This is a genomic window from Microbulbifer sp. SAOS-129_SWC, assembly GCF_039696035.1.
Taxonomy (GTDB): Bacteria; Pseudomonadota; Gammaproteobacteria; order Pseudomonadales; family Cellvibrionaceae; genus Microbulbifer.
On the sequence record NZ_CP155567.1, the window covers coordinates 2,974,701 to 2,998,566 of the forward strand.

The window sequence follows — 23,866 nt, forward strand, 5'->3', positions numbered from 1 at the left end:
AAAACAGAACGTTTGCCCGCCATTTTTGTGGACAAGCGCGCTTTATCGGCTACATATCTCAAGGGGCCAAAAAGTTATAGCGGCCCACCCGAAAACGGAAATTTGGGAATAATTCCCGCGGCGACGTGCGGATTCAATAAAATCGACATAAGGACGTAATCCTATGCGCCTTTTTCACTCTCTGATTTTGTCAGCGGGGCTGGTTGCCACTTTGCCAGTTTTCGCAGAGGGGCCTCAGGACCAATATCTCGATCTCACCCCCTACTTGACCCGGGTCGACAAAGACCGCCACACAGAACGCCAGAACGCTGGTATGCGCGCGTCTTACGGCTGGGGCTGGAAGGGTCCCTGGTACTCCGAGGTCCAGGTGTTTGGCGCCATTCTCGAGACCGAGGATTATGCCGAGAGCCACAATCTCGAGGACCAGACCGACTTTTACATGTCCGGTGCCGGCATCGACTTCGTGTACAACTTCGGCGACCGCGACGGCTACACACCCTACCTGCTGGGCGGCTTCGGTGGCGTCTACGACGACGTGCTGCCGGATTCCGAAGACACCACCAGCGCCTTCGTCAACTTTGCCGCCGGTATCACCACCCAGGAAATTTCCCGCCGCGGCATCCGCCTGCGCGCCGAAGTGCGCTACCTTCGCGACTTCTTCCAGGATGATATGAACGACTGGCAGTTCGGCTTCGGCATCAGCATTCCGCTGCGCTGCCCGCCACCCCCGGTCATCGCCGCCGCGCCGCCGCCCGAGCCGCAGGGGCCGGTCAACGTCAATCTGGCCGATTCCGACGGCGACGGCGTACTCGACCGCGACGACCGCTGCCCGGATACCCTGCCCGGCGCGAAAGTCGATAGCAGCGGCTGTGTCATCGCCAACCAGACCATCACGCTCGAAAACATTCACTTCGAGTTCAACTCCGCCCGCCTCACCGCCGCAGCCATGGACTCGCTACAGACAGTGGTCAGATCGCTGCGCAACCAGCCGGGCAGCCAGGTGGAAATTGCCGGCCACAGCGACAGTCTCGGCAACGATGCCTACAACCTGAAGCTGTCGCGCGACCGGGCCAATTCCGTGCGCGACTTCCTGATCAGCCACGGCGTCAACGGCAACCGTATTACCGCCAATGGCTATGGTGAACAGCAGCCGATCGCTTCCAACAGCACGGAAAGCGGTCGCGCGCAGAACCGTCGTGTGGAGATGCGCTTCCACTAACCCGCACGTTGGGGGGCTGCGCCCCCCCTTCATACTCCACCGCCCTGCCCGGCACACCCCACCGTCTTGAATGCTTCGCCGCCTGCATGGCATCTTCGCACCGGCTTCGCCCGCTTCCCCTCCGGCGTCAGCTCCCTTGTCACCCGGCATAATGCCGCGCCATTTTGCCCACCCGCTTGTCTCGCGTTCACCCAGGTGAACGAGCGCGCCTGCTCACTGGACGAAATCCATGCGCTAGACTACAGCAGTCCACAGAATCTGTGGATAACTCTGTGTGCAAAACCCGGGGGAATGGCGCCAACGCCCGTCACGCCGTTGTCACCTTACTGTGAAGAAATTTTAACCAAACCGATAAATACTTAAAAATCAACAAGTTATAAAACGTAATAAATCAGACTTGACAAAAAAAGAAGCTAACTGATGATTCGGTCAGGGCTTGATTTCTCTGTGGAAATCATTTTACGGGCGGGACAATGCCGCTCCGCAGGCACAAAAAAAGCCGGCGGGAATTCCCGCCGGCTTTTGCTCTTGCCCCGCTGTCACCGGCAACCGGCACCAGCGCCGCGCATCACTCCCACTCGATAGTGGCCGGCGGCTTGCTGGACACGTCGTAGGTGACTCGCGAGATATGCTCGATCTCGTTGATGATGCGGTTGGAGACTTTCTCGATCAGCTCGTAGGGCAGGTGCGCCCAGCGCGCGGTCATGAAATCGATGGTCTCCACGGCGCGCAACGCCACCACGTATTCGTAGCGGCGGCCGTCGCCGACCACACCGACCGACTTGACCGGCAGGAACACGACGAACGCCTGGGCGGTCTTGTGGTACCAGTCCGCCTTGTGCAGCTCTTCGATAAAGATCGCATCGGCCTCGCGCAGGATATCGGCGTATTCCTTTTTCACCTCGCCGAGGATGCGCACGCCCAGACCCGGGCCCGGGAAGGGGTGGCGGTAGACCATATCGTAGGGCAGGCCCAGCTCCAGGCCGATCTTGCGCACTTCATCCTTGAACAGCTCGCGCAGCGGCTCCACCAGCTCGAACTGCATGTCTTCCGGCAGGCCGCCGACATTGTGATGGGACTTGATCACGTGCGCCTTGCCGGTCTTGGCGGCGGCGGACTCGATCACGTCCGGATAGATGGTGCCCTGGGCCAGGAACTTGACGTCCTGCAGCCTCGACGCTTCCTGGTCGAACACCTCGATAAAGGTATTGCCGATGATTTTGCGCTTGGCTTCCGGGTCCGCCTCGCCACCGAGGCGCGACAGGAACAGATCCTCGGCATCGGCGCGGATGACCTTAACGCCCATGTTCTCGGCGAACATCTCCATCACCTGGTCGCCTTCTTTCTTGCGCAGCAGACCATTGTCGACAAATACACAGGTCAGCTGGTCGCCGATGGCCTTGTGCAACAGCGCCGCCACCACCGAGCTGTCGACACCGCCGGACAGCCCCAGCAGCACCTTGCCGGAACCCACCTGCGCGCGGACCTTTTCGATGGAGTCCTCGATGATATTGGCCGGGGTCCACAGCTTTTTGCAGCCGCACAGCTCGATCACGAAGTGCTCGTAGATACGCATCCCCTGCAGGGTGTGGGTCACCTCCGGGTGGAACTGCACACCGTAGAAGTTCTTCTCGGCGTTATACATGCCGGCGATGGGGCAAGACTCGGTCGACGCCATCAGCTCGAAGCCGGCGGGCATCTTCACAACCTTGTCGCCGTGGCTCATCCACACGTCCAGCAGCGCGCTGCCGTCGCTGTCCAGGTGATCGGAAATATCGTGCAACAGTGCCGACTGCCCCTCAACCTTCACCCGGGCATAGCCGAATTCACGCACATTGCTGCCCTGCACTTCCCCACCCAACTGGTGCGCCATGGTCTGCATGCCGTAGCAGATGCCCAGCACCGGCACACCCAGCTCGAACACCGCCTGCGGCGCCCGCGGCGAGCCCGGCTCGGGTACCGACTCCGGACCACCGGCAAGGATGATGCCCTGCGGGTTGTATGCGCGGATTTCGTCATCGCTCATGTCGAAGGCGCGGATTTCGGAAAAGACCCCCAGCTCGCGCACGCGGCGCGCGATCAACTGGGTGTACTGGGAACCGAAATCGAGGATCAGGATACGACTGGCGTGAATATCTTGGCTCATGGCTGTCTCAAACTCTGCAGGGGAGATTTCCCAAAACTACAAACGGACCCAGCGGGTCCGTTTGTTATTTAAATGCTTCGGAGCCCCGGGGGCCTGCCCCGGGACCGCGGCCAGCGGCCGCGCTGTCTTTCGCAACACACACGGGCCAGACGGCCCGTTGCGGAGCGGCTGCTCCGCACTTCCGGGTTTAGCGCCCACCCACCGGGTAGTTGGGCGCCTCCTTGGTGATCTGCACATCGTGCACATGGGACTCGCCCATACCGGCGGAGGTCACGCGCACAAACTCCGGCTTGCTGCGCATGGTCTCGATATCCCGGCTGCCGGTATAACCCATCGCGGAACGCAGGCCACCCATCATCTGGTGCACGATTACAGACAGCGGGCCCTTGTAGGGTACGCGGCCTTCGATACCTTCCGGTACCAGCTTCTCGGCGCCCTTGCTGGCGTCCTGGAAGTAGCGATCGGAGGAACCCTGGGTGCGCGACATGGCTCCCAGCGAGCCCATACCACGGTAGGACTTGTAAGTACGACCCTGGTACAGCTCCACCTCGCCCGGCGCCTCCTCGGTACCGGCAAACATCGAGCCCATCATGATGGACTGGGCGCCGGCAACCACGGCCTTGGCGATATCGCCGGAGAAGCGGATACCGCCATCGGCGATCAGCGGCACACCGGTACCTTCCAGCGCCTTGGCCACTTCGGCGATGGCGGTGATCTGCGGCACACCGACACCGGACACGATACGGGTGGTACAGATGGAACCGGGACCAATACCGACCTTGACCGCGTCGGCGCCGGCGTCTATCAGCGCCCTGGCCGCTTCACCGGTGGCAATGTTGCCGCCAATCACGTCCACCTGCGGGTGCATTTCCTTGATACGGCGCACGCGCTCGATCACGTTGCGGGAGTGGCCGTGAGCGGTATCCACAACCAATACGTCGACACCGGCCTCGACCAGCGCCGCTACGCGATCGTCGGTGTCCGGGCTGGTACCGACGGATGCACCGACGCGCAGGCGGCCGTCACTGTCCTTGCAGGAGTTGGGGTACTGCTCCGCCTTGTTGAAGTCCTTGACGGTAATCAGACCGCGCAGCTGGAATTCATTGTTGACCACCAGCACCTTCTCGATGCGGTGCTTGTGCAGCAGTTCGCGCACGTGCTCCGGCGCCGACCCCTCGGGGGCGGTCACCAGGCGCTCGCCCGGCGTCATGATGCTGGCGACGGTGGCATCGAGGTTGGTCTGGAAACGCACGTCGCGGCTGGTGACGATTCCGACCAGGTTACCCTTCTCCATCACCGGCACACCGGAGATGTTGTGGTGGGTGGTCAGGGCGATCAGTTCGCGCACGGTGGCGTCGGACTCGATGGTGATCGGGTCCTTGACCACGCCGGCCTCGAACTTCTTGACCGCGCGCACTGCCAGCGCTTGGTCCTCGATGGACATACTTTTGTGAATGATGCCGATCCCACCTTCCTGCGCCAGGGCAATCGCCAGGCGCGACTCGGTCACCGTATCCATGGCAGCGGACACAATGGGAATATTCAGGGTGATATTGCGGGACAGCTTGGTTTTGACAGACACATCCTTAGCGGTGACTTCCGAATAGCCGGGCACCAGCAGGACATCGTCAAATGTGAGGGCTTCGCGCGCGATGCGCAGACCAGATTCAGACATGGACACTCAAACCTCGGCTTAAACCTAGATTAGCGGGATTGGGTATCGGCGCGATTATAGCGGCAAGATCGCGGGCGTCAAAAGGCTATTTGCATTTTTTGGCAAATCGCTTTACCTGCACCCGCTATGCTGCAATATTGGCGCGCCTAAATTCCCGGCAAGAGTCTGAAATGCTACAAACTCCCCCGAACCACCAGCCGAACCGCAGTGTCCTGTCGGTCAGCGATCTCAACCGCGAGGTCAAGCAGCTGCTCGAGGGCAATATTCCGCTGCTGTGGGTGGGCGGGGAGATTTCCAACTTTGCCGCCCCCAGCTCCGGCCACTGGTACTTCACCCTCAAGGACGCCCGCGCCCAGGTGCGCTGCGCCATGTTTCGCGGCCGCAACCGCAGTGTGCGCTTCCGCCCCGAGAACGGCCGCGAGGTGCTGATTCGCGCGCGGGTCAGCCTGTACGAGGGCCGCGGCGAGTACCAGCTGATTGTCGAGCATATGGAGGAGGCCGGATTCGGCGCGCTGATGCGCCAGCTGGAACAGCTCAAGGCGCGGCTGCAGGCGGAGGGTCTGTTCGAGCCCGCGCGCAAGAAACCGCTGCCGTTCCTGCCGGCCAATATCGGCATTGTCACCTCCCCCACCGGCGCCGCGGTGCGGGACATGATCCAGGTGCTGGGGCGGCGCTACCCGGCCGCGAATATCGAGCTGTGGCCGGTGCCCGTCCAGGGCCAGGGGGCCGCAGCGCAGATCGCCGAGGCGATCGCCGCCGCCGGGCGCAGCGGTCGCCACGACCTGCTGATCGTCGGGCGCGGCGGCGGCTCGCTGGAGGATCTGTGGCCATTCAACGAGGAAATCGTCGCCCGCGCCCTGGCCGCCTGCCCGATTCCCACCATCTCCGCCGTGGGGCATGAAACCGACACCACCATCGCCGACCTGGTGGCCGACGTGCGCGCGCCGACCCCGTCGGCCGCCGCCGAGATCGCCAGCCGCCACGCCGCCGAGTTGCTGCAGCAACTGCAAACCACCCGGCAGCGCCTCGGGCGTGCCATTCACCTGCAACTGCGCCATCTGCGCCAGCAGGTGCAGCTGACCGGAAACCGTATCCGCCACCCGCGCGAGCAGCTGCAAAACCGCGCCCAGCGCCTCGACCATCTGGAACTGCGCCTGCGTACCGCCATCTCCCAGCGGCTCCAGGAGCGCCGCCGCGACCTGGTTGCCGCGCGCCGCGCCTTTGCCCACTGCCACCCCGAACGCGGTATCAGCGCGGGCCGCGAACGCCTGCAGCGCGGCACAGCGAATCTGCACGGCGCCATCCGCAAGCTGCTACAGCAGCGCGCCGAACGGCTCGGCCACACCGGTCAGCTACTGCACAACGTCAGCCCACTGGCGGTGCTGCAGCGCGGCTATGCCATCGTGCGCGACGAGGAAAACCGCGTGGTCAGGGACGCCGCGAAACTGCGACCGGCGCAAACCGTACAGGTGCGCGTCGCCCGCGGGGAATTTGCCGCAGTGGTGGAAAAAATCTCCGACCAGTGAACCGCGCGTGACGCCGGCTAGTGGCGCATGCCCCGCTAGCCAAGGGGCACTGCGCGGCAAGCGCGATCTGCCACCATCCCGACGACTCCGACACTAGCATTTGGCGGTAGATGCCCAAAGGAGTCGCGCATGCGGGCTTACCGAACAAGCGGCTGTGCCGCTATCTGCCTTTTTGCGATCCTCGCTCTGGTCGCCTGCAGCAAGCCGGCGCCACCGGCTTCCGGCAGCGAGCCACCGCCCTCGGTGCAGCAGGCGATCAAGGAACAGGCAATAGAGGCGCCGCCCGCGGAGGAAACTGTTGCGGAAGAACAGGCCGCACCGCAGAAATACCGCGAAACGGGCGACCTCAAGGCCCTGAAAAAACGCGGTACCATTCGTTTTGTCACTGTCTCCCTGTACGAACAGGACCAGCTGAACCAATCCGATGTCGTCACCCAGAACCACAACGAACTGGCACGGGAATTTGCCAAGAGGTTGAGACTGGAGCCAATCTGGCTCTACACGGAAACGGCGGAACAGGCCATCGAGATGGTGGAAAACGGTTACGCCGACATCATTACCGACAATCTCACCGAGACCCCGGCGCGGCAAAAGCGCATCAGCTTCAGCGAGCCCCTGGACCAGGTACGCGAGACGCTGGTCACCGGCAGTAAGGGGCCCGACATCAGCGCCGAGGACAAGCTGCACGACATCACCTTTGTCGTGATTGCAGGCAGCACCTATGTCGGCACCGCACAGCGGCTTATCAAAAAATATCCCGATGCCAATCTCAAACTGAAAAAGGTAAAGCCCGACGAGAAAGTCGAGACGATGCTCGACACCGTCAATGAATTCCCCAATACCGTCACCATCCTCGACAGCAATGTGGTCGCAGGGGCGCGCCAGTATCGCGATGACATCCGCGTGGGCACCCCGGTGACCAAAAACCAGAATATTGCCTGGGGTTTCCGCCGCGACTCCGAGCAGCTCGGTCGGCGGCTGAACAACTTCCTCACCCGCACACTGGTCAAACCGCTAAAGCGGCGCGTGGCAGACTGGCCGGAAATCAAAAAGTCCGGTGTTTTGCGCCTGCTCACCTACAACGGCCCGACCGGCTATTTCCTCTGGAAAGGCGTGCTCATGGGCTTTGACTACGAGCTGGCCAAGGCCTTTGCCAAACAGCACAACCTGCAACTGCAGGTGATCGCCGTGCCGTTCGACCACAGCCTGATCCAGTGGCTAAAGGAGGGACGCGGTGATATTGCCGGGGCCTTTTCCACCTTTACCCCGGAGCGCAAGGAGCAGGGCGTAGCCTTCTCGGTCCCCTACGCAGAGATGGCTGAACAGATTCTCAGCAACAGCGACAAGCCGCCAATCAAGGATCCGCGCGACCTGCGCGGACGCACGCTCACCTTGCGCGCCTTTTCCCCCTTCAGTGCCAGCGCCCACGCGCTGAAAGATGCCGACCTCGGGGTAAAAATTGAAATAGCACCGCCAGACGTTTCCTATCTGGAACTGATCAGCATGGTCGCCAGCGGAAAACTCGACGCGACCATCATGGACGCCAGCACTACCCAGATAGAGGCGGTGCTGCGCCCGGAACTCGTGGCCGGCATGCAGACCAGCGACCCGCGCCCCAAGGGCTGGATGATGTTGCCGCAAAACTGGCGCCTGCAACGCGAAATCAACAAATTCATCAAGAAATTCCGCCAGAGCGATGACTACAAGAGAATTAGCAAGATTTACCTGCAGCCCGAAAGCCGTTACCTGAACCGCATGCAGGCCCGCATCATCCCCGGGGCCGACCTCTCGCCGTTTGACAGCCTGGTCAAATCCTATTCCTCCCGCTTCAAGTTCGACTGGCGACTGGTGGTCGCGCAGATGTGGCAGGAGAGCAGTTTCAACCCACGCGCCGTATCGCCCGTCGGTGCGCAGGGCCTGCTGCAGGTAATGCCGCGCACGGCCCAGGATATGGGCGTACCACCGCCGCTGTTTGAACCCGAACGGGGAATCAAGGCGGGCGTCCGCTACCTGAACTGGGTGAGAGACCGCTTTCCGACGAATATCCAGCTGAACAACAAACTGTGGTTTACGCTGGCCTCCTACAACGCCGGCTACGGTCACCTGCTGGACGCACAGCAACTCGCCAGACGGCTGGATCTGGATCCCAACGTCTGGTTTGGCAATGTCGAGGTCGCGATGCTGAAACTCTCCGACCCGGAGTATTTCAAGCATGCCCGCTACGGCTATGTGCGCGGTGCCGAACCGGTCAATTATGTGCGCAATATCAGAAACCTGTACGAGGCCTACACCGATGTGGTTTCTGGTGATGTTGCCGTACGCCCCCCGTTACGCCCGCCCGAGCCCGAAGACAAATCGGCGGGCGGTGGCAAGGCTGCTCATGCGCGGCACGAGGAGCGCCAGTAACAAGCTGGAAATCGCCACCTTCTACAGATGTGGAAACTCGCTCTTGATAGGCAGCCCGAATACTTGCACAGGCGGCATACGCCCGCGGCACTCTGCACGGGAGGTTCCCATGGACAGAACGACCAAATTGTTAAGCCTCCTGCTGGCGATAGCCACGCTTCTGGCAACACTGAATGCCTGCGAGCACAGAGAGACTGCACGCGGACCTGAACAAGGTACGGCGACCAGTGAAGGCAAGTTCAAAAACTACACCGAAACCGGCGATCTGGACGCGATCGAAAAGCGCGGCACCATTCGCTTCGTGCACGTCTACCGCAATTTCGCCGACTTTTCCCCCAAGACATCGATCGCCAGCCTGAGCCATTTCCGGCTCGCCGAGCGGCTTGCCCAACGCCTAAAGCTGGAACCGCGGTTTATGATCGCCGAATCCCCCGGGCAAGCCGTCGAAATGATCATCAATGGCCAGGCGGATGTGATCGCAGACAATATCGCCGCGACCGAAGAACGCAGCAGGATACTCAATTTGACACAGCCACTGACCCAAACGCAAAGGGTGCTTTACACCGGAAAAAACGGCCCGGATATCAGCAGTCTGAAAAAGCTGAAGAACGTGCAGATCACTGCACTCGCCGGCACGATCCTCGCCAGGGAGGCCCGAAAAATTGCACGGAAGAATCCCGACGCCAATATTACCGTGCGTGAGCTTCCCATCAATGAGCTCGCCGAAGAGCTGATGAATTCACTGGACAGCAAAAAACCCATTGTCGGCATTATGGGCAAGAATGCGGTGGAAAGTTTGAACGGCTTTATCGCCGACCTGAAGATTGGCGCCACGGTCGGAGAGCGGTACTCGGTGGTCTGGGCGGTGCGGAAGGAGGCGCCGAAGTTGCTCGCTACCATCAACAACTTCCTGACCAACAGCATTGTGCGGGCGCAGGAACAGCGTAAGTCAGACTGGCACTCGATCAAGAAATCCGGGGTGCTGCGCTTCGCCACTCACAATGGTCCGGGCTACTTCCTGTGGAAGGGCGTACTCGCGGGACTGGACTACGAGCTGCTGGGTAAATTTGCCGATAAGCACCATCTCGAGTTGCAGGTGATATCGGTTCCCTACGATACCGACCTGATCGACCTGTTGAAACGCGGCGAGGCCGATATTGCCGGAGCCAACACCACGATCACCCGCGAGCGCCAGCAGCGCGGGGTGGTGTTCAGCAGCCCTTTCCTCTTCACCGAGGAGCGCGTACTCAGCCACAAGGGCTCAGCGCCGATCAAGTCCGCCCAGGATCTCAGCGGCCGAACACTGACATTGCGCGAAGGTTCCGCATTCATCGCCACCGCCAAGGCACTGCAAGCGCGCGGCATCAATGTTGAAGTCGAAATCCTGCCCAAATCCACTTCGTTCTATGAACTCTTTACCGGCGTTGCTGAAGGCAAATTTGATGCAACGCTGGAAGATGCCAACCTGAGTAAAGCGCAGACAATCCTGCACGAGACCCTGGTTGAGGGTGCCGTTGTCAGTAAACCGCTGCCACAGGGCTGGATGGTCGCTGCGGGCAACAAAAAACTACTGCACCAGGTCAACACGTTCTTGCGGGCATTCCTAGCGAGTGACGCCAATAAAAATTGGGTGCAAAACTACTTTGTGGTGGACCGCGACGTTCGCCGCAAACTCGAAAATGCAGTATTGCCCGGCGGCGCACTGTCCCCATACGACAAGCTGGTAAAAAAATATGCTGCCATACACCACTTCGACTGGCGCCTGCTGACCGCGCAGATGTGGCAGGAAAGCAATTTCGATCCCGAGGCAGAGTCATCGGTGGGGGCGCAGGGACTGCTGCAGGTGATGCCGCAAACGGCCCAGGAAATGGGGTTCGCCCCGCCACTGTTCCGGCCGGCCGCGGGGATCGATGCCGGTGTCACCTACCTCGAGTGGGTCCGCAACCGCTTCAGCGACACGCTGCCCATGGACGTAAGACTCTGGTTCTCGCTCGCGGCCTACAACGCGGGTATCGGCCATCTCAACGACGCGCGGCTACTGGCCAAAAAGCTGGGGCTGGATCCGGACCAGTGGTTCAACAATGTGGAAGTGGCGATGCTCAGGTTATCCGATCCGAAATACTTCGAGAAAGCGCGTTTCGGTTACGCCCGTGGGGAGGAGCCGGTCATCTATGTGCGCAATATCAGCAGACTCTACAACGCCTATACCACTGTCGCCACAGGCAAGGTCAGCATGATGCCGCCTGTGCCTGTGGCGCCACGCGCAGTTACAGGGTCAGCACTATTTTGCCGATATGGCTGCTGGATTCCATCAGCCTGTGTGCCTCAGCCACCTGCTCCAGCGGGAAGGTGGCGGAGACTTCCGGGCGGATTTTGCCGGCCGACAGCAGCGGCCAGGCATTGGCCTCCAGTGCGCGGGCTATGGCCGCTTTGGCCTCCGCACTCTGCGGCCGCAGGGTCGAACCCGTAAGCGTGATCCGCTTCAGCATCAACGGCAGCAGGTCCACCTCGACGCGGGAACCGCGCAGGAAGGCGATATTGACGATGCGGCCGTCGCGCGCGGCCAGCTGGATATTGCGATCGACATAATCACCGCCGACCATGTCCAGGATCACATCGGCCCCGTGGCCATCGGTGGCCTCGCGTACCGCCGCGACGAAGTCCGCATCGCGATAATTAATCGCCGCGCTCGCCCCGAGCCTCTCGCAGGCCGCACACTTGTCGTCGGAACCGGCGGTGGCAAATACCCGCGCGCCCGATGCCGCAGCCAGCTGGATGGCGGTAGTACCGATACCCGAGGAACCGCCGTGCACCAGCAACACCTCCCCGGGCTTGAGTCCGGCGCGGTCAAAGACATTGCTCCACACCGTAAAGAACGTCTCCGGCAGTGCCGCCGCCTGCGCGGCGGAAAATCCGGTGGGGATCGGCAGGCACTGGGTCGCCGGCACGGCGCAATACTCGGCATAGCCGCCGCCATTGGCCAGGGCGCAGACCCGGTCGCCCACCTGCCAGCGCCCGGCGCCCTCGCCCAGGGCGACAATTTCCCCGGCGACTTCCAGCCCCATGATGGGCGAGGCACCCGGGGGCGGTGGATACAGGCCCATGCGCTGGAAAACATCCGGCCGGTTGATGCCGGCCGCCTCGACTTTAATCAGCACTTCCCCCGCGGCAGGCTCGGGCCTGTCGCCCTCGGCCAGCTGCATGACTTCCGGGCCACCGTGCTCGGGCAGGTCGATATAACGCATCGCGTCCCCTCTCCTGTTTTGTTCAGCAATAAAAAAGCCCGGCGCTGCCGGGCTTAATGTTATGAGGGTTTACAGTTCGTAGTTCAACTCCACGCCGACTACCCGGCCCTTGTTCAGCGGGGTAAAGCTGGCCCCCGCCCCGCCAAGGCTGGGCGGCAGTTGCGTATTGTTGCCCTCGCTGACGGCATTCAGCATATTCTTGCCGAAGAGCGAGAGGCGATAATTGCCCGCATCCGGGCTGAAGCCGAGACTGAAGTCGAGCATATCCACCGCGCTCAGCATGCCCAGGTTGTTGTCGGTGTAAGCCGCCGCATCCCGGTGGTTGAAGTTGAGCCGCGAGGTCAGTGTCCCCAGGTCGCCGAGCGCGAGGTCATGCACCACGCCAACGCCGTAAGTCCAGGGGGCCAGGCGCGGGATATCCAGGCCAAGGTCAACGCGGTCGACAACACCGTCGCCGTTCAGGTCGCCGTTGACGGAATCGTAATCGCCATCGACATAGCCGGCATTGGCAGTGAACAGCAGGTTGTCGGTGACCGCCGCCATGGCCTCAAACTCCGCGCCGCGGATGGTGGCGTCGGCGGTGTTGCGGATCAGCTGCACCACACCACTGATGGCATCGCTCAGATTCTCCTCGCGCTGCATATTGTCGATGGTGTTGTAGAACACCGCCACATTGGTGCGCAGGCGGCCGTCGAACCAGTCGGCCTTGCCTCCGACCTCAAAGCTGTTCTGCTCTTCCTGGTCGGTGGGGCCGGGACGGTAGGGGATGCCGGTAGCCGGGTCGATACCGGTATTGCGCATGTTGTAGCCGCCGCTGCGGAAACCTTTGGTCCAGAAACCGTACACCTGGGCGTTGTCGGCGACAGTCCACTGCAGGCCGATCTTGGGCGTGAAGGCATCCCAGGTGTGGCTGTCCTTGAAGTCGTAGGCGGAACAGCCGCTGTTGGTGCACAGATTCACCGGAATGGTGGCGATCTTGGCCGCCTTGTCTTCGGTCGAATAGCGCCCGCCCAGGGTCAGCACCCAGGCTTCGTTCAGGTCGATATCCGCCTGGGTGAACACCCCCAGGGCCTCGTGGTCCTGCAAGCCGCCGCCGGTCCAGTCGAGACCGCCGGGGGCAGACAGCGGCAGCATGCGGTTTTCGTAGTAGGCGAGATCCTGGCTGAACCAGTAGAGACCGGTGGTCAATGCTGTGGCACCGAAACGGCCGGCGTAGCGCAACTCGTTGGAGAGCTGGCTCTGGTCGAAGGTGGTGTGGGCGTGGAAGGCAAAAATCGGCATGGAATCGATATCGCCAATGCCGTCACCGGCATATTCGCGCCAGGCGAGGATATTGGTAATGGTACCGTCACCGAATGCCACATCGCGGTTGTACTCGGTAATCACCTGGCTCCAGTCGCCGGTCTGGTAGCCCTCCTCGTCGAGGGCGACCTCAAAGGAATCATCGCTGTTGTCCCAACCTGAAACGCCCACCGAGGCCGCGATGGCCGGCGCCAGTGCGCCACGGTTCTGTGCCGGTACACCGTCGCCGTCCATCTCGCCGTGTTCCATTCGCACCAGCAGTGAGCCGGAATCGCCGAAATCGACACTGAAGCTGGGCCGCACAAACCAGGTGTCGCTCTGGCCGAAATGGTCGTTGCCGGTAGCCAGGTTCTTGAAGTAGCCACCGTCGTGATTGTAATAAGCGGTGATGCGCCCATTGACGGTATCGGTCAGGGCGCCGTTGACACTGGCCGCAGCGATGGAATCCAGGCTGTCGGTGGTGGACAGCTTGAACTTCGAGGAGAGTTCATCGGTCGGCTTGGCGGTCTTGACGATCACCGCACCACCGGTGACGTTGCGGCCGAACAGCAGCCCCTGCGGGCCGCGCAGCACCTCGATCCCCTCGAGGTCGAACAGGTCGGTCACCACGCCGGCGTTGATGCCCAGGTACATGCCGTCGACAAACACCCCCACGGTGGGGTCGATCGACGGAATGGAACTGTTGACGCCGAGACCCCGCACGGTGAAGTTGGCAGTGGTTTTGATCGTGCCCACATCATCCATCTGCACATTGGGCATCTTGAACGACAGGCTCTGCAAATCCTTGGTCTGCAGAGCGTCGAGCTGGTCGCCGGAATAGGCCGTGGCCGCTACCGGAACCTCCTGCAGTTTCTCGGCCCGGGCGCGCTTACGCGCGGTAACCTCGACCTCTTCCATCACCGTGGACACCGAGCTCTCGGCATACACCGGCGTTACGCCGCTGGCCAGCCACAGGGTCGCCATCGAACAGGCGGAAACCAGCGCAGCAGCACCGCTTCCATTCAGTGAACGTCTCATTTTCTCTCTCCATTGCTTTTATATTGTTATCGATAGCAACGGGTTCAGCGCGGTCGGTACTGCCCAGCCTCTCACTGCGAATGCATCAAAGCCCCGACCATCAACCGCGTTGGGATCGCGCCGGTATCGGCATGGAAAAAGATTACACACAACCCCCGCAAGGGGAAGCACTGACACTGGTGATTTTGTCTATTTTCACCGGCAAATTTCGCCATATTTTGGGGCATCGACGCAGAGAATATGTCTCGCATGACAATCCTGCGCGGCATCCGGAATTTGGTCTCGCTGCGACACAGCGATGCACCGAAATAGAGCAGCGATCTGGCACCCAAAAAAGATCGAATAAATTGAATTGGGGACGCTGGATTCGGCCACGGCGATCAGCTGCCGGAGGCGTAACCGTAGAGCCAGCGCGCCGTTACCGGGCCGATATTGCGCACCGAGTGATGCGCGCCGGCCGGAATCAGCAGTTCCTCGCCAACCCGCGGGCGGTGAAGGTCGCCATCGATTTCCACTTCCAGCTGCCCTTCCACCGGCATCAGCAGTTCGTCGACAGCATGGACAAAATCCTCCCAGCGCTGTCCGGGCGGGTCGACCCACAGATCGCAGCTGAAGCCGCGCGCGGCCCAGTCATTGTGCACGGTACTGCGACTCACCCCGGCCATATTCAGATCCTCAGGGTGACAGCCGGGTGGCAACCCACTGCGCATCGGCGTCGCGGCGGTAGATGAAGCGGTCGTGCAGGCGCCGCCCGCCGCCCTGCCAGAATTCCACCGCCAGCGGTGCCACCCGATAGCCACCCCAGAAATCCGGCAACGGGATCTCGCCATCGCCAAAGCGGCTCTTCACCGCATCGAACTGTTCGTCCAGTTGCGCGCGACTATCCAGCGTTTCACTCTGGTGCGAGGCCCAGGCCGCCAGCTGGCTCTCCCGCGGGCGCGAATGGAAGTACGCTGCGTCTTCGTCGCGCCCCTGCCGCTCGGCACGCCCGTAGACAATCACCTGGCGCTCCAGCGAGTGCCACGGGAACAGCAGCGACACCTGGCCGTTGCCGGCAATATCCCGCGCCTTGTGGCTGCCGAGGTTGGTATAGAACACAAAGCCGCGCTGATCGACCCCCTTCAGCAGCACGATGCGCTGGGACGGCTGGCCGCCGGCATCGACGGTCGCGAGGCTCATCGCACTCGGGTCGGACAAGCCCGCCGCCAACGCCTCTTCGAGCCACTGGCCAAACTGGGCAATAGGATCCGCGTGCAGATCTTCGCGGGAAAGACCGCCGCGCAGGTATTCGCGGCGCCACTGATCGATTTCCATGACTCTCATACTCCTTCAAGGTCAGGCCACCAAGTTTACCCGGCGGCACAGAAAATCCCAATTTGCACAATTTTCCCCGCTGCCAGGCCGAGCTATGCTCAATTATCCCGCGTTTTCGGCGCCATACATGCAGACTCTGCGGGCGCTTGCAGCGCCCCGATACGCTCGCTAGGCTCACTGCAATTTTTCACCGACAAGGAACTGAAAACGGATGTCTTCTGCACCCACTTGTGCGCAGGTACTGATGCGTCTGCTGCGCGAATACCAGGTTGAAAAAGTGTTCGGCATTCCCGGTGTCCACACGATCGAACTGTATCGCGGGCTGCCCGGCAGCGGCCTGCAGCACATTACACCACGCCACGAACAGGGCGCCGCCTTTATGGCCGACGGCTACGCCCGCGCCAGTGGCAAGCCCGGCGTCTGCTTCCTGATCACCGGTCCCGGCCTGACCAACGCCGCCACCGCCATGGCCCAGGCTTACTCGGACTCGGTACCGATGCTTGTGATTTCCGCGGTCAACCGCCGCGAGGATCTCGGCATGGGCCGTGGGCGATTGCACGAATTGCCGCGCCAGAGTGACGTCAGCCGCGGCTTCTGCATCTGGCAGCACTCGCTGACCAGCGCCGAACAGCTGCCGGAAGTCATTGCCCGCGCCTTCCAGGTCCTGTCGTCCGGGCGCCCGGGGCCGGTGCATATCGAGATTCCGATCGACCTGTTTGCGGCACCGATGCCGGGCACGCTGGAAGATTACCGCGCCTGCCCACTGGCCGCGCCCCCGGCCGCCGACGGCGCCGCACTGGAAACCGCCGCACAGTGGCTCAAAGCGGCCGAGCGCCCGGTGATCCTGCTCGGCGGCGGTGCCCAGGGTGCCGGCCCGGCCGCCACCGACCTGGCGGAAAAGCTCGCCGCGCCGGTATTCCTGTCGCTGGCCGCCAAAGGGGTCGTCGACGAGCGCCACCCGCTGTGCGGCGGCGCCAACCTGAGTTTCGACTGTGTGCGCGAGCGCGTGGAAAAAGCCGATGTCGTACTCGCGGTGGGCACTGAGCTGGCGGAGACCGACCGCAACCTGGTGCGCGCCAACTACCGCTTCGGCGGCAAGCTGATTCGCGTGGACATCGACCCGGCCCAGCTGGTCTGCAATGCCAACCCGGATCTGGCGCTGCTCGCCGACGCCGGCGCGGCGCTGGCGCAATTGGCGGCCGCCCTGCCCGCGGGTCGCGACGAGCGGCAGTCCGCTGCGGCAACCGAGGTCGCGCAGTTGCTCGCAGACTGCCGCGGCGAGTGGTGGCCCGGCTCGGAAGAGCGCTTTGCCTGGGTACAGGCGCTGCGCGAAGCGCTGCCGCAAGACGGCGTACTGGTGACCGACTCCACCCAGCTGGCGTACAACACCAACCACGCGCTGCCGCTGTACAGCCCCCGCAGCCACCTGACCTGCACCACTGGCTATGGCACCCTGGGCTTCGCCCTGCCCGCGGCCATCGGCGCGCGCCTGGCGGGCGAGCGGGATGTAGTGGCGCTGATCGGCGATGGCGGCCTGATGTTCACCCTCGGCGAACTGGCAGTGGCCGTGGAACAGCAGCAGGCACTACCGATCCTGGTGTGGAACAATGCCGGCTACGGCGAAATCCGCGACTTTATGGACGACGCCGGCGTCGCGCGCGAAGGGGTCGAGCTGCGCACACCCGACTTTGTCGCGCTGGCCAGATCCTTCGGCGCCGAGGGCTGTCGCATCGACAGGCCGGAACAGCTGGCGGACGCCGTGGCCGAAGCCCTCGCACGCAACACCCCGACTCTGATTGAGATCACCGCCTCCTAGGCGGCGCAGGACAAGCGAACAAAGAGAATTGTTATGACCGATTTCACCCAACTGCACACCGACAAACTCTATATCAATGGCCAGTGGCAGGAATCCCAGCACGGTGACCTGCACCCGGTAATCAATCCCGCCACCGAGGAAGTGCTGTGCCAGGTGGTACAGGGTTCCAGCGAAGACGTGGACACCGCCGTGGCCGCCGCCCGCGCCGCGTTTAAAAGCTGGCGCAACACCAGCGCCGAACACCGCAGCGCGATCATGCATGCGATCGCCGACGGCATGGAGGCGCGCAAGGAAGACCTGATCCAGGCTGTCTCGCAGGCACTCGGCTGTCCCGCGCATATCACCAAGTGGCTGCATGTCGACGGCCCCATCTACGCCATGCGCTACTACGCCGCGCGCACTTCGATCATGGAAAAAACCGAGGAAGCCGCCCACTCCCTGCTGATCCGCGAACCGATCGGTGTGTGCGGCTTTATCACGCCGTGGAACTATCCCCTGCACCAGTTCGTGGGCAAGGTGGCGCCGGCGCTGGCGACGGGCTGCACCATGATCTGCAAACCGTCGGAAACCACCCCGCTGCAGGACTATGTGATGGCCGATATCATCGATTCGGTCGGCCTGGCGCCGGGCGTGTTCAACCTGGTCCCCGGTGCCGGCCCGATCGTCGGTGCGGCACTGTCGGCACACCCGGATATCGACATGGTGTCCTTTACCGGTTCCACCCGCGCCGGCGTGGAAGTGGCCAAGGCCGCCGCACCCACAGTGAAGCGCGTGACCCAGGAACTGGGCGGCAAATCGCCGCTGATCATCACTCCGGATGCCGATCTGGACAAGGCCGTGCGCTGGGGCTGTGAGGATGTGTTTATCAACAGCGGCCAGACCTGCACCGCGCTGACGCGCATGCTGGTGCCGGCCGACAAATACGAGCAGGCCGTGGCCATCGCCAAGCAGGTCGCCGAGGAAGTCGCGCTGGGTACCGGTTCCGACGCCTTCATGGGGCCGCTGTCGTCCGCGCGCCAGCGCGACATCGTGCGCGGCTATATCGACAAGGGCGTAGCCGAGGGCGCGCGCCTGGTCACCGGCGGCGCGGATACACCGGCGGGCTTCGACAAGGGTTACTACGTCAAGCCAACGGTCTTCGCCGACGTCAACAACGACATGACCATCGCCCGCGAGGAAATCTTCGGCCCGGTGACCTGCCTGATTCCGTACCGGGACCTGGACGAGGCCATCGCCATCGCCAACGACACCGAATACGGCCTGTCCAGCGGTGTCTGGGCCAAGGACACCGACAGTGCGCTACCGGTGGTGCGCCGGATCGAGGCGGGCCTGTGCTTTGTCAATGGCGGCGAGTTCAATTACGACGCGCCGTTCGGCGGCTACAAGCGCTCCGGTAACGGCCGCGAGTTCGGCGAAGCGGGTATGGACGAGTTTATTGAAGTGAAATCGGTGCAGCTGCCGGGATAATCTCCGCAACCTACAGCCGGCCCTGTGGCGGCATAACACTAGGACGGGCATTTCGAAAATGCATAAATACGTCCCTGCGGCCCCGTCGGGTGCCTCCCGTACCCGACGGGGCCGAAATACTCGTCCTAGTAGCCGGCCCTCACTTTTGCCTGGCGCGCCCTGTCAGCCCGCCGGCGAGCCGCTCTGCGGTTGACTGCGCATTCCCACCCCGCTATCTTTGCTCCCACATCCAGAGAGTGGCTGACGCCAACGCCAACCTGCCAACCGGGGCAAGGTGGTTTGCTCTCTGCCGGCGATCCGATTGCGGAGCGAGGTAGAGGCGATGGGGCTCTAATCGAGCAATCCAACCGGAATTTAGCGAATTGCTGTTCGCCACTTCCACGTCAGTCCTCCAAGCGTTTTGCTCAAGTTACGAGTATTGGAGGGACCATGTCCGCAGTATCACTATCCGCAAGCAGTAATAACCGCGACATCATCGAAATCGAAATCGCCAGCAAAAGCCAGCGCACCGCAGTGCGTGCCGTGCGGCAAACCGATCGGCAACTGCTGTGGCAGCTACTGTTCGACAGTGCTGAAGAGGCATTAAAATTCGCCACCAATTGCCGCGCCAGCGAACAACCGGTTACGGCCCACAAGGCCTGTGAACTGGCGCGTTAATACCGGCAACACGACCACCGCGTGCCGTGTTGAAGCACCGGCTTACGGCACCGCCGGGGAAAAAACAGCTAGACTTAGCGCCAAAAGCGCCAGTTGAAGGAGCTAACAACAACACCATGTCCAAGCCAGAACAATTCTTCCAGCACCTGCGTAACGAACTGCAGCAGATTGAGGCCGACGGCCTCTACAAGCGCGAGCGCATCATCACCTCGCAGCAGGCCGCAGAAATCCAGGTCAACAACGACAGCCAGGTGCTCAACTTCTGCGCCAACAACTACCTGGGCCTCGCCAACCACCCGGACCTGGTCCAGGCAGCCAAAGACGGCCTCGACCAGTACGGCTTCGGCATGGCGTCAGTGCGCTTTATCTGCGGCACCCAGGACATCCATAAGGCGCTGGAATCGCGCCTGTCGGAATTCCTGCACACCGAAGACACCATCCTGTACACCTCCTGTTTCGACGCCAACGGCGGCCTGTTCGAAACCCTGCTGGGCCCGGACGATGCGATCATCTCCGATGCACTGAACCACGCCTCGATCATCGACGGCGTGCGCCTGTGCAAGGCCAAGCGCTTCCGCTACGCCAACAACGATATGGCCGACCTGGAGAAACAGCTGCAGGCCGCCGACGCCGCCGGCGCCAGAACCAAACTGATCGCCACCGACGGTGTCTTCTCCATGGACGGCGTGATTGCCGACCTGAAAGCCCTGTGCGACCTCGCCGACAAATACGATGCGCTGGTAATGGTGGACGACTCCCACGCAGTGGGCTTCCTCGGCCAGCACGGCCGCGGCACCCACGAGTACTGCGACGTCATCGACCGCGTCGACATCCTCACCGGCACCCTGGGCAAGGCCCTCGGTGGCGCCTCCGGCGGTTACACCTCCGGACGCAAGGAAATCATCGACCTGCTGCGCCAGCGCTCGCGCCCCTACCTGTTCTCCAACTCGGTGGCGCCGGCGATTGTGACCGCGTCGCTGAAAGTCCTCGACATGCTGATGGAAGGCGGCGAGCTGCGCGAACAATTGCAGGAAAACTCCGCCTACTTCCGCAAGCGCATGACCGAGGCCGGCTTTACCCTCGCCGGCGCCGATCACCCGATCATCCCGGTCATGATCGGCGATGCCGCCCTGGCCCAGCAGATGGCCGACAAGATGCTTGAGCGCGGTATCTACGTGGTCGGTTTCTTCTACCCGGTAGTGCCGAAAGGCCAGGCCCGCATCCGCACACAGATGTCTGCCGCGCACACGAAGGAACAGCTCGACCAGTGTATCGACGCCTTCGTGGAAGTCGGCAAAGAACTCAATATCATTTAATTAGTATTCGAAAATCGCAGCGAAGGCTTTGATACCGGTGGCTTTTTGCCAGACCTTCTGCGGCCATGGATGGCCGTGGAGAGCTTACATGGAAGTATTCGTAGCGTGTCTGGCAAAAAGCCACCGGTAGCACAGCCGCCTCAGAGCTATCTACCGCACACTCAAATTATGAAAGCACTCTCCAAACTGAAATCCGAGCCGGGCATCTGGCTTACCGACGTCGAAGTGCCCGAGCCGGGACACAACGACCTGTTGATCAAGATCCGCAAGACCGCCATCTGCGGCACCGACATGCACATTTACCACTGGGACGAGTGGTCGCAGAAAACCATTCCGGTACCCATGGTTGTGGGCCACGAATATGTTGGCGAAGTCGTCGGCATGGGCCAGGAAGTGGCCGGCTTTGAAATCGGCGACCGCGTTTCCGGCGAAGGCCATATCACCTGCGGCCACTGTCGCAACTGCCGCGCCGGCCGCCGCCACCTGTGCCGTAACACCTTCGGCGTCGGTGTCGATCGCCAGGGCGCCTTCGCCGAATACCTGGTGATCCCGGCGCTGAACGCGTTCAAGATCCCGGACAATATCTCCGACGACCTGGCCTCCATTTTCGATCCGTTCGGCAACGCGGTACACACTGCGCTGTCGTTCGACCTGGTCGGCGAAGACGTGCTGATTACCGGTGCCGGCCCCATCGGCATCATGGCCGCCGCCGTGGCCCGCCACGTGGGTGCACGCCACGTGGTGATCACCGATATCAACGACTACCGCCTGGAACTGGCGAAAAAGATGGGCGCCACCCGCACCGTCAATGTCAGCCAGGAAAAACTGCCCGACGTAATGAACGAAATTGGCATGTCCGAAGGCTTCGACGTGGGCCTGGAAATGTCCGGTGTACCGGTGGCTTTCCGCGATATGCTCGCGGCAATGAACCACGGTGGCAAGATCGCCATGCTGGGGATTCCCGCCGGCGAGATGGCCATCAACTGGAGCGAAGTCATTTTCAAGGGACTGGTGATCAAGGGCATCTACGGCCGCGAGATGTTCGAGACCTGGTACAAGATGGCAAGCCTGATCCAGTCCGGTCTCGACCTGACCCCGATCATCACGCACCACTACGGCGTCGACGACTTCCAGAAAGGCTTCGACACCATGGGCTCCGGCGAGTCCGGCAAGGTGATCCTGGACTGGCAGTAATGCACCACGGCGGTCGCGACAATCGCGACCGCCCACAGCCCCTTCTGCGCGACGCCCTCCTCCCGCTTCCCGCCCCGCCATTTCCACACGGCTTCCCAACCGCATCGGTGTTAGACTGGCGTACCCGTTTATTTTCCAGTCACAAGAACAATACCGATGGAAACGCTCACCTTTCGCCCCTGCGAACCGCGTGATGTAGACGCTGCAGTGCCGCTGATCTACAGCTCCGGCCCGGCCGCTTTCGACTACGCCTTTTGCGACAGTGCTGCTGGCCAGGCGCGCGAATTCCTGCACAGCGCCTTTGTCCGCAACAGCTCGGAGTTCAGCTACCAGCAACACACCGCGGCCATCGCCGACGGCCGCCTGGTGGGCATCGGCGCAGTGCGCAATGCCACACAGAATCTGCGCTTTACCGGCGCAGCGCTGGGCCGCATCCTCGCCTTTTACTCGCCACTGGCCGCGCTGCGCACAGTGACCCGCGGCCTGCGCACCGAACAGGTGATCAAGCCGCCGGCCAGCGGCGTGGGCATCCTCTATCATCTCGGCGTGGCCCCCGAGTACCGCGGCCGCGGTATTGGCCGGCAACTGGTCGATCAATTGCTGCAGCGCATCCATACCCAGCAGTTGCCGGTGGCGGCACTGGATGTGGCGGAATCCAACCCGCGCGCCCGCGCCCTGTATGAGCAACTGGGATTCAGCGCACGCACATTGCGCCGCGGCACACTCACGTCCGCGTTTGGCCGCGTCGCCGACCACACTTATATGGAATTGCCGCTGCACCGCGCGCTGCGAGCCCTGCCCTGACCACGCCAATCACCGGCACAGCACCGCCCCGGCAGAAATGCACCGCCCGGACACGGCGCCCCGGTCGGTTATCGGCGTCGCGCCATTGGTTACGGTATTGGGAATCGCGGCCGCGCCTCCCTAGACTCTTCTCAACCCTTCCACGGCACAGAGGAGTCGATCATGTTGACGCACTGCCGCATTCTGTTGAGCGCCGCCGCGCTCCTGTTGAGTGGCCTCGCCCAGGCCGACATCACCATCGAAATGCACGCTGTGAACAAGAACGGTGTGGGCAAGGCCATCGGCACGGTCACCGTCACCCAGAACCGCTACGGGCTCGTGTTCACGCCAGCGCTGCAGGGCCTCCACGAGGGACTGCACGGTTTCCATGTGCACCAGAACCCGAGCTGCGCACCGATGGAAAAAGACGGCAAGATGGTGCCAGCCCTGGGTGCGGGTGGCCACTATGATCCCAAGTCCATCGGGCGCCACAGCTTTCCCTGGGGCACCGGTCATCTCGGCGACCTGCCGGCACTGTATGTCGACAGCAGCGGCCGCGCCACCAGCCCGGTGCTGGCGCCGCGCCTGAAACTCTCCGACCTCAAGGGCCGGGCGCTGATGATCCACGCCGGCGGCGACAACTACTCGGACAATCCCAAGCCCCTCGGCGGCGGCGGGCCGCGAGTCGCCTGTGGCGTGATCCAGTAACACTGCGGCGTTGAAACACGGCAATGAAACGCCTGATCGTGCTGCTGCTGGTGATACTGGCGCTGCTCGCCCTGG

Annotated in this window: 16 protein-coding genes, 1 pseudogene and 1 riboswitch; of the genes and pseudogenes, 11 read left to right on the top strand and 6 right to left on the bottom strand. The window is 62.3% G+C overall.

The genetic code is table 11. The features are described 5' to 3' along the window. The first annotated feature begins 313 nt into the window (after nt 1-313). A complete protein-coding gene (locus tag ABDK11_RS12925) occupies nt 314-1,219 on the top strand; it encodes an OmpA family protein (protein ID WP_346836923.1) in 906 nt (301 codons plus the stop codon). A gap of 568 nt (nt 1,220-1,787) precedes the next feature. Here ABDK11_RS12925 and guaA read toward each other — a convergent pair. Both guaA and guaB read right to left on the bottom strand, forming a co-directional pair. After that, the gene (guaA, locus tag ABDK11_RS12930) at nt 1,788-3,365 is read right to left on the bottom strand and encodes a glutamine-hydrolyzing GMP synthase (RefSeq protein ID WP_346836924.1); all 1,578 of its coding nucleotides are present in this window, start codon (nt 3,363-3,365) and stop codon (nt 1,788-1,790) included. A 187-nt stretch (nt 3,366-3,552) separates the two neighbouring features. Beyond that, nucleotides 3,553-5,040 (bottom strand): IMP dehydrogenase, encoded by a 1,488-nt coding sequence (guaB, locus tag ABDK11_RS12935; RefSeq protein WP_346836925.1) that lies wholly within the window; start codon nt 5,038-5,040, stop codon nt 3,553-3,555. A gap of 170 nt (nt 5,041-5,210) precedes the next feature. On the opposite strand from guaB, the gene xseA reads away from it, so the two are divergent. From xseA to ABDK11_RS12950, 3 genes and pseudogenes are all read left to right on the top strand, one after another. Then, nucleotides 5,211-6,566, top strand: a complete 1,356-nt coding sequence (xseA, locus tag ABDK11_RS12940; RefSeq protein WP_346836926.1) for an exodeoxyribonuclease VII large subunit — start codon at nt 5,211-5,213, stop codon at nt 6,564-6,566. A 129-nt stretch (nt 6,567-6,695) separates the two neighbouring features. Then, nucleotides 6,696-8,972 (top strand): transporter substrate-binding domain-containing protein, encoded by a 2,277-nt coding sequence (locus ABDK11_RS12945; RefSeq protein WP_346836927.1) that lies wholly within the window; start codon nt 6,696-6,698, stop codon nt 8,970-8,972. Between the two features lie 109 nt (nt 8,973-9,081). Beyond that, nucleotides 9,082-11,007, top strand: a pseudogene (locus ABDK11_RS12950) (transporter substrate-binding domain-containing protein); the annotation flags it as partial. Between the two features lie 232 nt (nt 11,008-11,239). On the opposite strand, the gene ABDK11_RS12955 reads toward ABDK11_RS12950, so the two are convergent. The 4 genes from ABDK11_RS12955 to pdxH all read right to left on the bottom strand — a co-directional run bounded on the left by ABDK11_RS12955 (nt 11,240) and on the right by pdxH (nt 15,850). Further along, a complete protein-coding gene (locus tag ABDK11_RS12955; RefSeq protein ID WP_346836928.1) occupies nt 11,240-12,217 on the bottom strand; it encodes an NAD(P)H-quinone oxidoreductase in 978 nt (325 codons plus the stop codon). 69 nt (nt 12,218-12,286) lie between these two features. Continuing rightward, the gene (locus tag ABDK11_RS12960; RefSeq protein ID WP_346836929.1) at nt 12,287-14,536 is read right to left on the bottom strand and encodes a TonB-dependent receptor; all 2,250 of its coding nucleotides are present in this window, start codon (nt 14,534-14,536) and stop codon (nt 12,287-12,289) included. Between the two features lie 380 nt (nt 14,537-14,916). After that, on the bottom strand, nt 14,917-15,201 hold the full coding sequence (locus tag ABDK11_RS12965; protein WP_346836930.1) for a cupin domain-containing protein: 285 nt from the start codon (nt 15,199-15,201) through the stop codon (nt 14,917-14,919). 10 nt (nt 15,202-15,211) lie between these two features. Continuing rightward, nucleotides 15,212-15,850, bottom strand: a complete 639-nt coding sequence (gene pdxH / locus ABDK11_RS12970; RefSeq protein ID WP_346836931.1) for a pyridoxamine 5'-phosphate oxidase — start codon at nt 15,848-15,850, stop codon at nt 15,212-15,214. A gap of 211 nt (nt 15,851-16,061) precedes the next feature. On the opposite strand from pdxH, the gene ABDK11_RS12975 reads away from it, so the two are divergent. The 7 genes from ABDK11_RS12975 to sodC all read left to right on the top strand — a co-directional run bounded on the left by ABDK11_RS12975 (nt 16,062) and on the right by sodC (nt 23,791). Then, nucleotides 16,062-17,666 (top strand): 5-guanidino-2-oxopentanoate decarboxylase, encoded by a 1,605-nt coding sequence (locus tag ABDK11_RS12975; RefSeq protein WP_346836932.1) that lies wholly within the window; start codon nt 16,062-16,064, stop codon nt 17,664-17,666. A 33-nt stretch (nt 17,667-17,699) separates the two neighbouring features. Beyond that, nucleotides 17,700-19,133: an aldehyde dehydrogenase family protein gene (locus ABDK11_RS12980; RefSeq protein WP_346836933.1), complete on the top strand. Its 1,434-nt coding sequence runs from the start codon at nt 17,700-17,702 to the stop codon at nt 19,131-19,133. 220 nt (nt 19,134-19,353) lie between these two features. Further along, nucleotides 19,354-19,489: riboswitch (SAM-I-IV-variant riboswitch) on the top strand. Nucleotides 19,490-19,562: 73 nt separating this feature from the next. Then, nucleotides 19,563-19,790 carry a hypothetical protein gene (locus ABDK11_RS12985; protein WP_346836934.1) on the top strand — a complete coding sequence of 76 codons (228 nt, stop codon included), beginning with the start codon at nt 19,563-19,565 and terminating at the stop codon, nt 19,788-19,790. A 116-nt stretch (nt 19,791-19,906) separates the two neighbouring features. Continuing rightward, nucleotides 19,907-21,106 carry a glycine C-acetyltransferase gene (locus tag ABDK11_RS12990; protein WP_346836935.1) on the top strand — a complete coding sequence of 400 codons (1,200 nt, stop codon included), beginning with the start codon at nt 19,907-19,909 and terminating at the stop codon, nt 21,104-21,106. Nucleotides 21,107-21,274: 168 nt separating this feature from the next. Then, nucleotides 21,275-22,300 carry an L-threonine 3-dehydrogenase gene (gene tdh / locus ABDK11_RS12995; RefSeq protein WP_346836936.1) on the top strand — a complete coding sequence of 342 codons (1,026 nt, stop codon included), beginning with the start codon at nt 21,275-21,277 and terminating at the stop codon, nt 22,298-22,300. A 156-nt stretch (nt 22,301-22,456) separates the two neighbouring features. Next, a complete protein-coding gene (locus tag ABDK11_RS13000; RefSeq protein WP_346836937.1) occupies nt 22,457-23,104 on the top strand; it encodes a GNAT family N-acetyltransferase in 648 nt (215 codons plus the stop codon). A gap of 162 nt (nt 23,105-23,266) precedes the next feature. Then, complete coding sequence (sodC, locus tag ABDK11_RS13005; RefSeq protein ID WP_346836938.1) at nt 23,267-23,791, top strand: superoxide dismutase [Cu-Zn] SodC; 525 nt, start codon at nt 23,267-23,269, stop codon at nt 23,789-23,791. The last annotated feature ends 75 nt before the right edge of the window (nt 23,792-23,866 follow it).

Bases quoted from the DNA above. Each gene is read 5' to 3' on its own strand.
- ABDK11_RS12925 (WP_346836923.1), top strand. From the start codon at position 314: ATGCGCGCGTCTTACGGCTGGGGCTGGAAGGGTCCCTGGTACTCCGAG.
- guaA (WP_346836924.1), bottom strand. From the start codon at position 3,365: ATGAGCCAAGATATTCACGCCAGTCGTATCCTGATCCTCGATTTCGGT.
- guaB (WP_346836925.1), bottom strand. From the start codon at position 5,040: ATGTCTGAATCTGGTCTGCGCATCGCGCGCGAAGCCCTCACATTTGAC.
- xseA (WP_346836926.1), top strand. From the start codon at position 5,211: ATGCTACAAACTCCCCCGAACCACCAGCCGAACCGCAGTGTCCTGTCG.
- ABDK11_RS12945 (WP_346836927.1), top strand. From the start codon at position 6,696: ATGCGGGCTTACCGAACAAGCGGCTGTGCCGCTATCTGCCTTTTTGCG.
- ABDK11_RS12955 (WP_346836928.1), bottom strand. From the start codon at position 12,217: ATGCGTTATATCGACCTGCCCGAGCACGGTGGCCCGGAAGTCATGCAG.
- ABDK11_RS12960 (WP_346836929.1), bottom strand. From the start codon at position 14,536: ATGAGACGTTCACTGAATGGAAGCGGTGCTGCTGCGCTGGTTTCCGCC.
- ABDK11_RS12965 (WP_346836930.1), bottom strand. From the start codon at position 15,201: ATGGCCGGGGTGAGTCGCAGTACCGTGCACAATGACTGGGCCGCGCGC.
- pdxH (WP_346836931.1), bottom strand. From the start codon at position 15,850: ATGGAAATCGATCAGTGGCGCCGCGAATACCTGCGCGGCGGTCTTTCC.
- ABDK11_RS12975 (WP_346836932.1), top strand. From the start codon at position 16,062: ATGTCTTCTGCACCCACTTGTGCGCAGGTACTGATGCGTCTGCTGCGC.
- ABDK11_RS12980 (WP_346836933.1), top strand. From the start codon at position 17,700: ATGACCGATTTCACCCAACTGCACACCGACAAACTCTATATCAATGGC.
- ABDK11_RS12985 (WP_346836934.1), top strand. From the start codon at position 19,563: ATGTCCGCAGTATCACTATCCGCAAGCAGTAATAACCGCGACATCATC.
- ABDK11_RS12990 (WP_346836935.1), top strand. From the start codon at position 19,907: ATGTCCAAGCCAGAACAATTCTTCCAGCACCTGCGTAACGAACTGCAG.
- tdh (WP_346836936.1), top strand. From the start codon at position 21,275: ATGAAAGCACTCTCCAAACTGAAATCCGAGCCGGGCATCTGGCTTACC.
- ABDK11_RS13000 (WP_346836937.1), top strand. From the start codon at position 22,457: ATGGAAACGCTCACCTTTCGCCCCTGCGAACCGCGTGATGTAGACGCT.
- sodC (WP_346836938.1), top strand. From the start codon at position 23,267: ATGTTGACGCACTGCCGCATTCTGTTGAGCGCCGCCGCGCTCCTGTTG.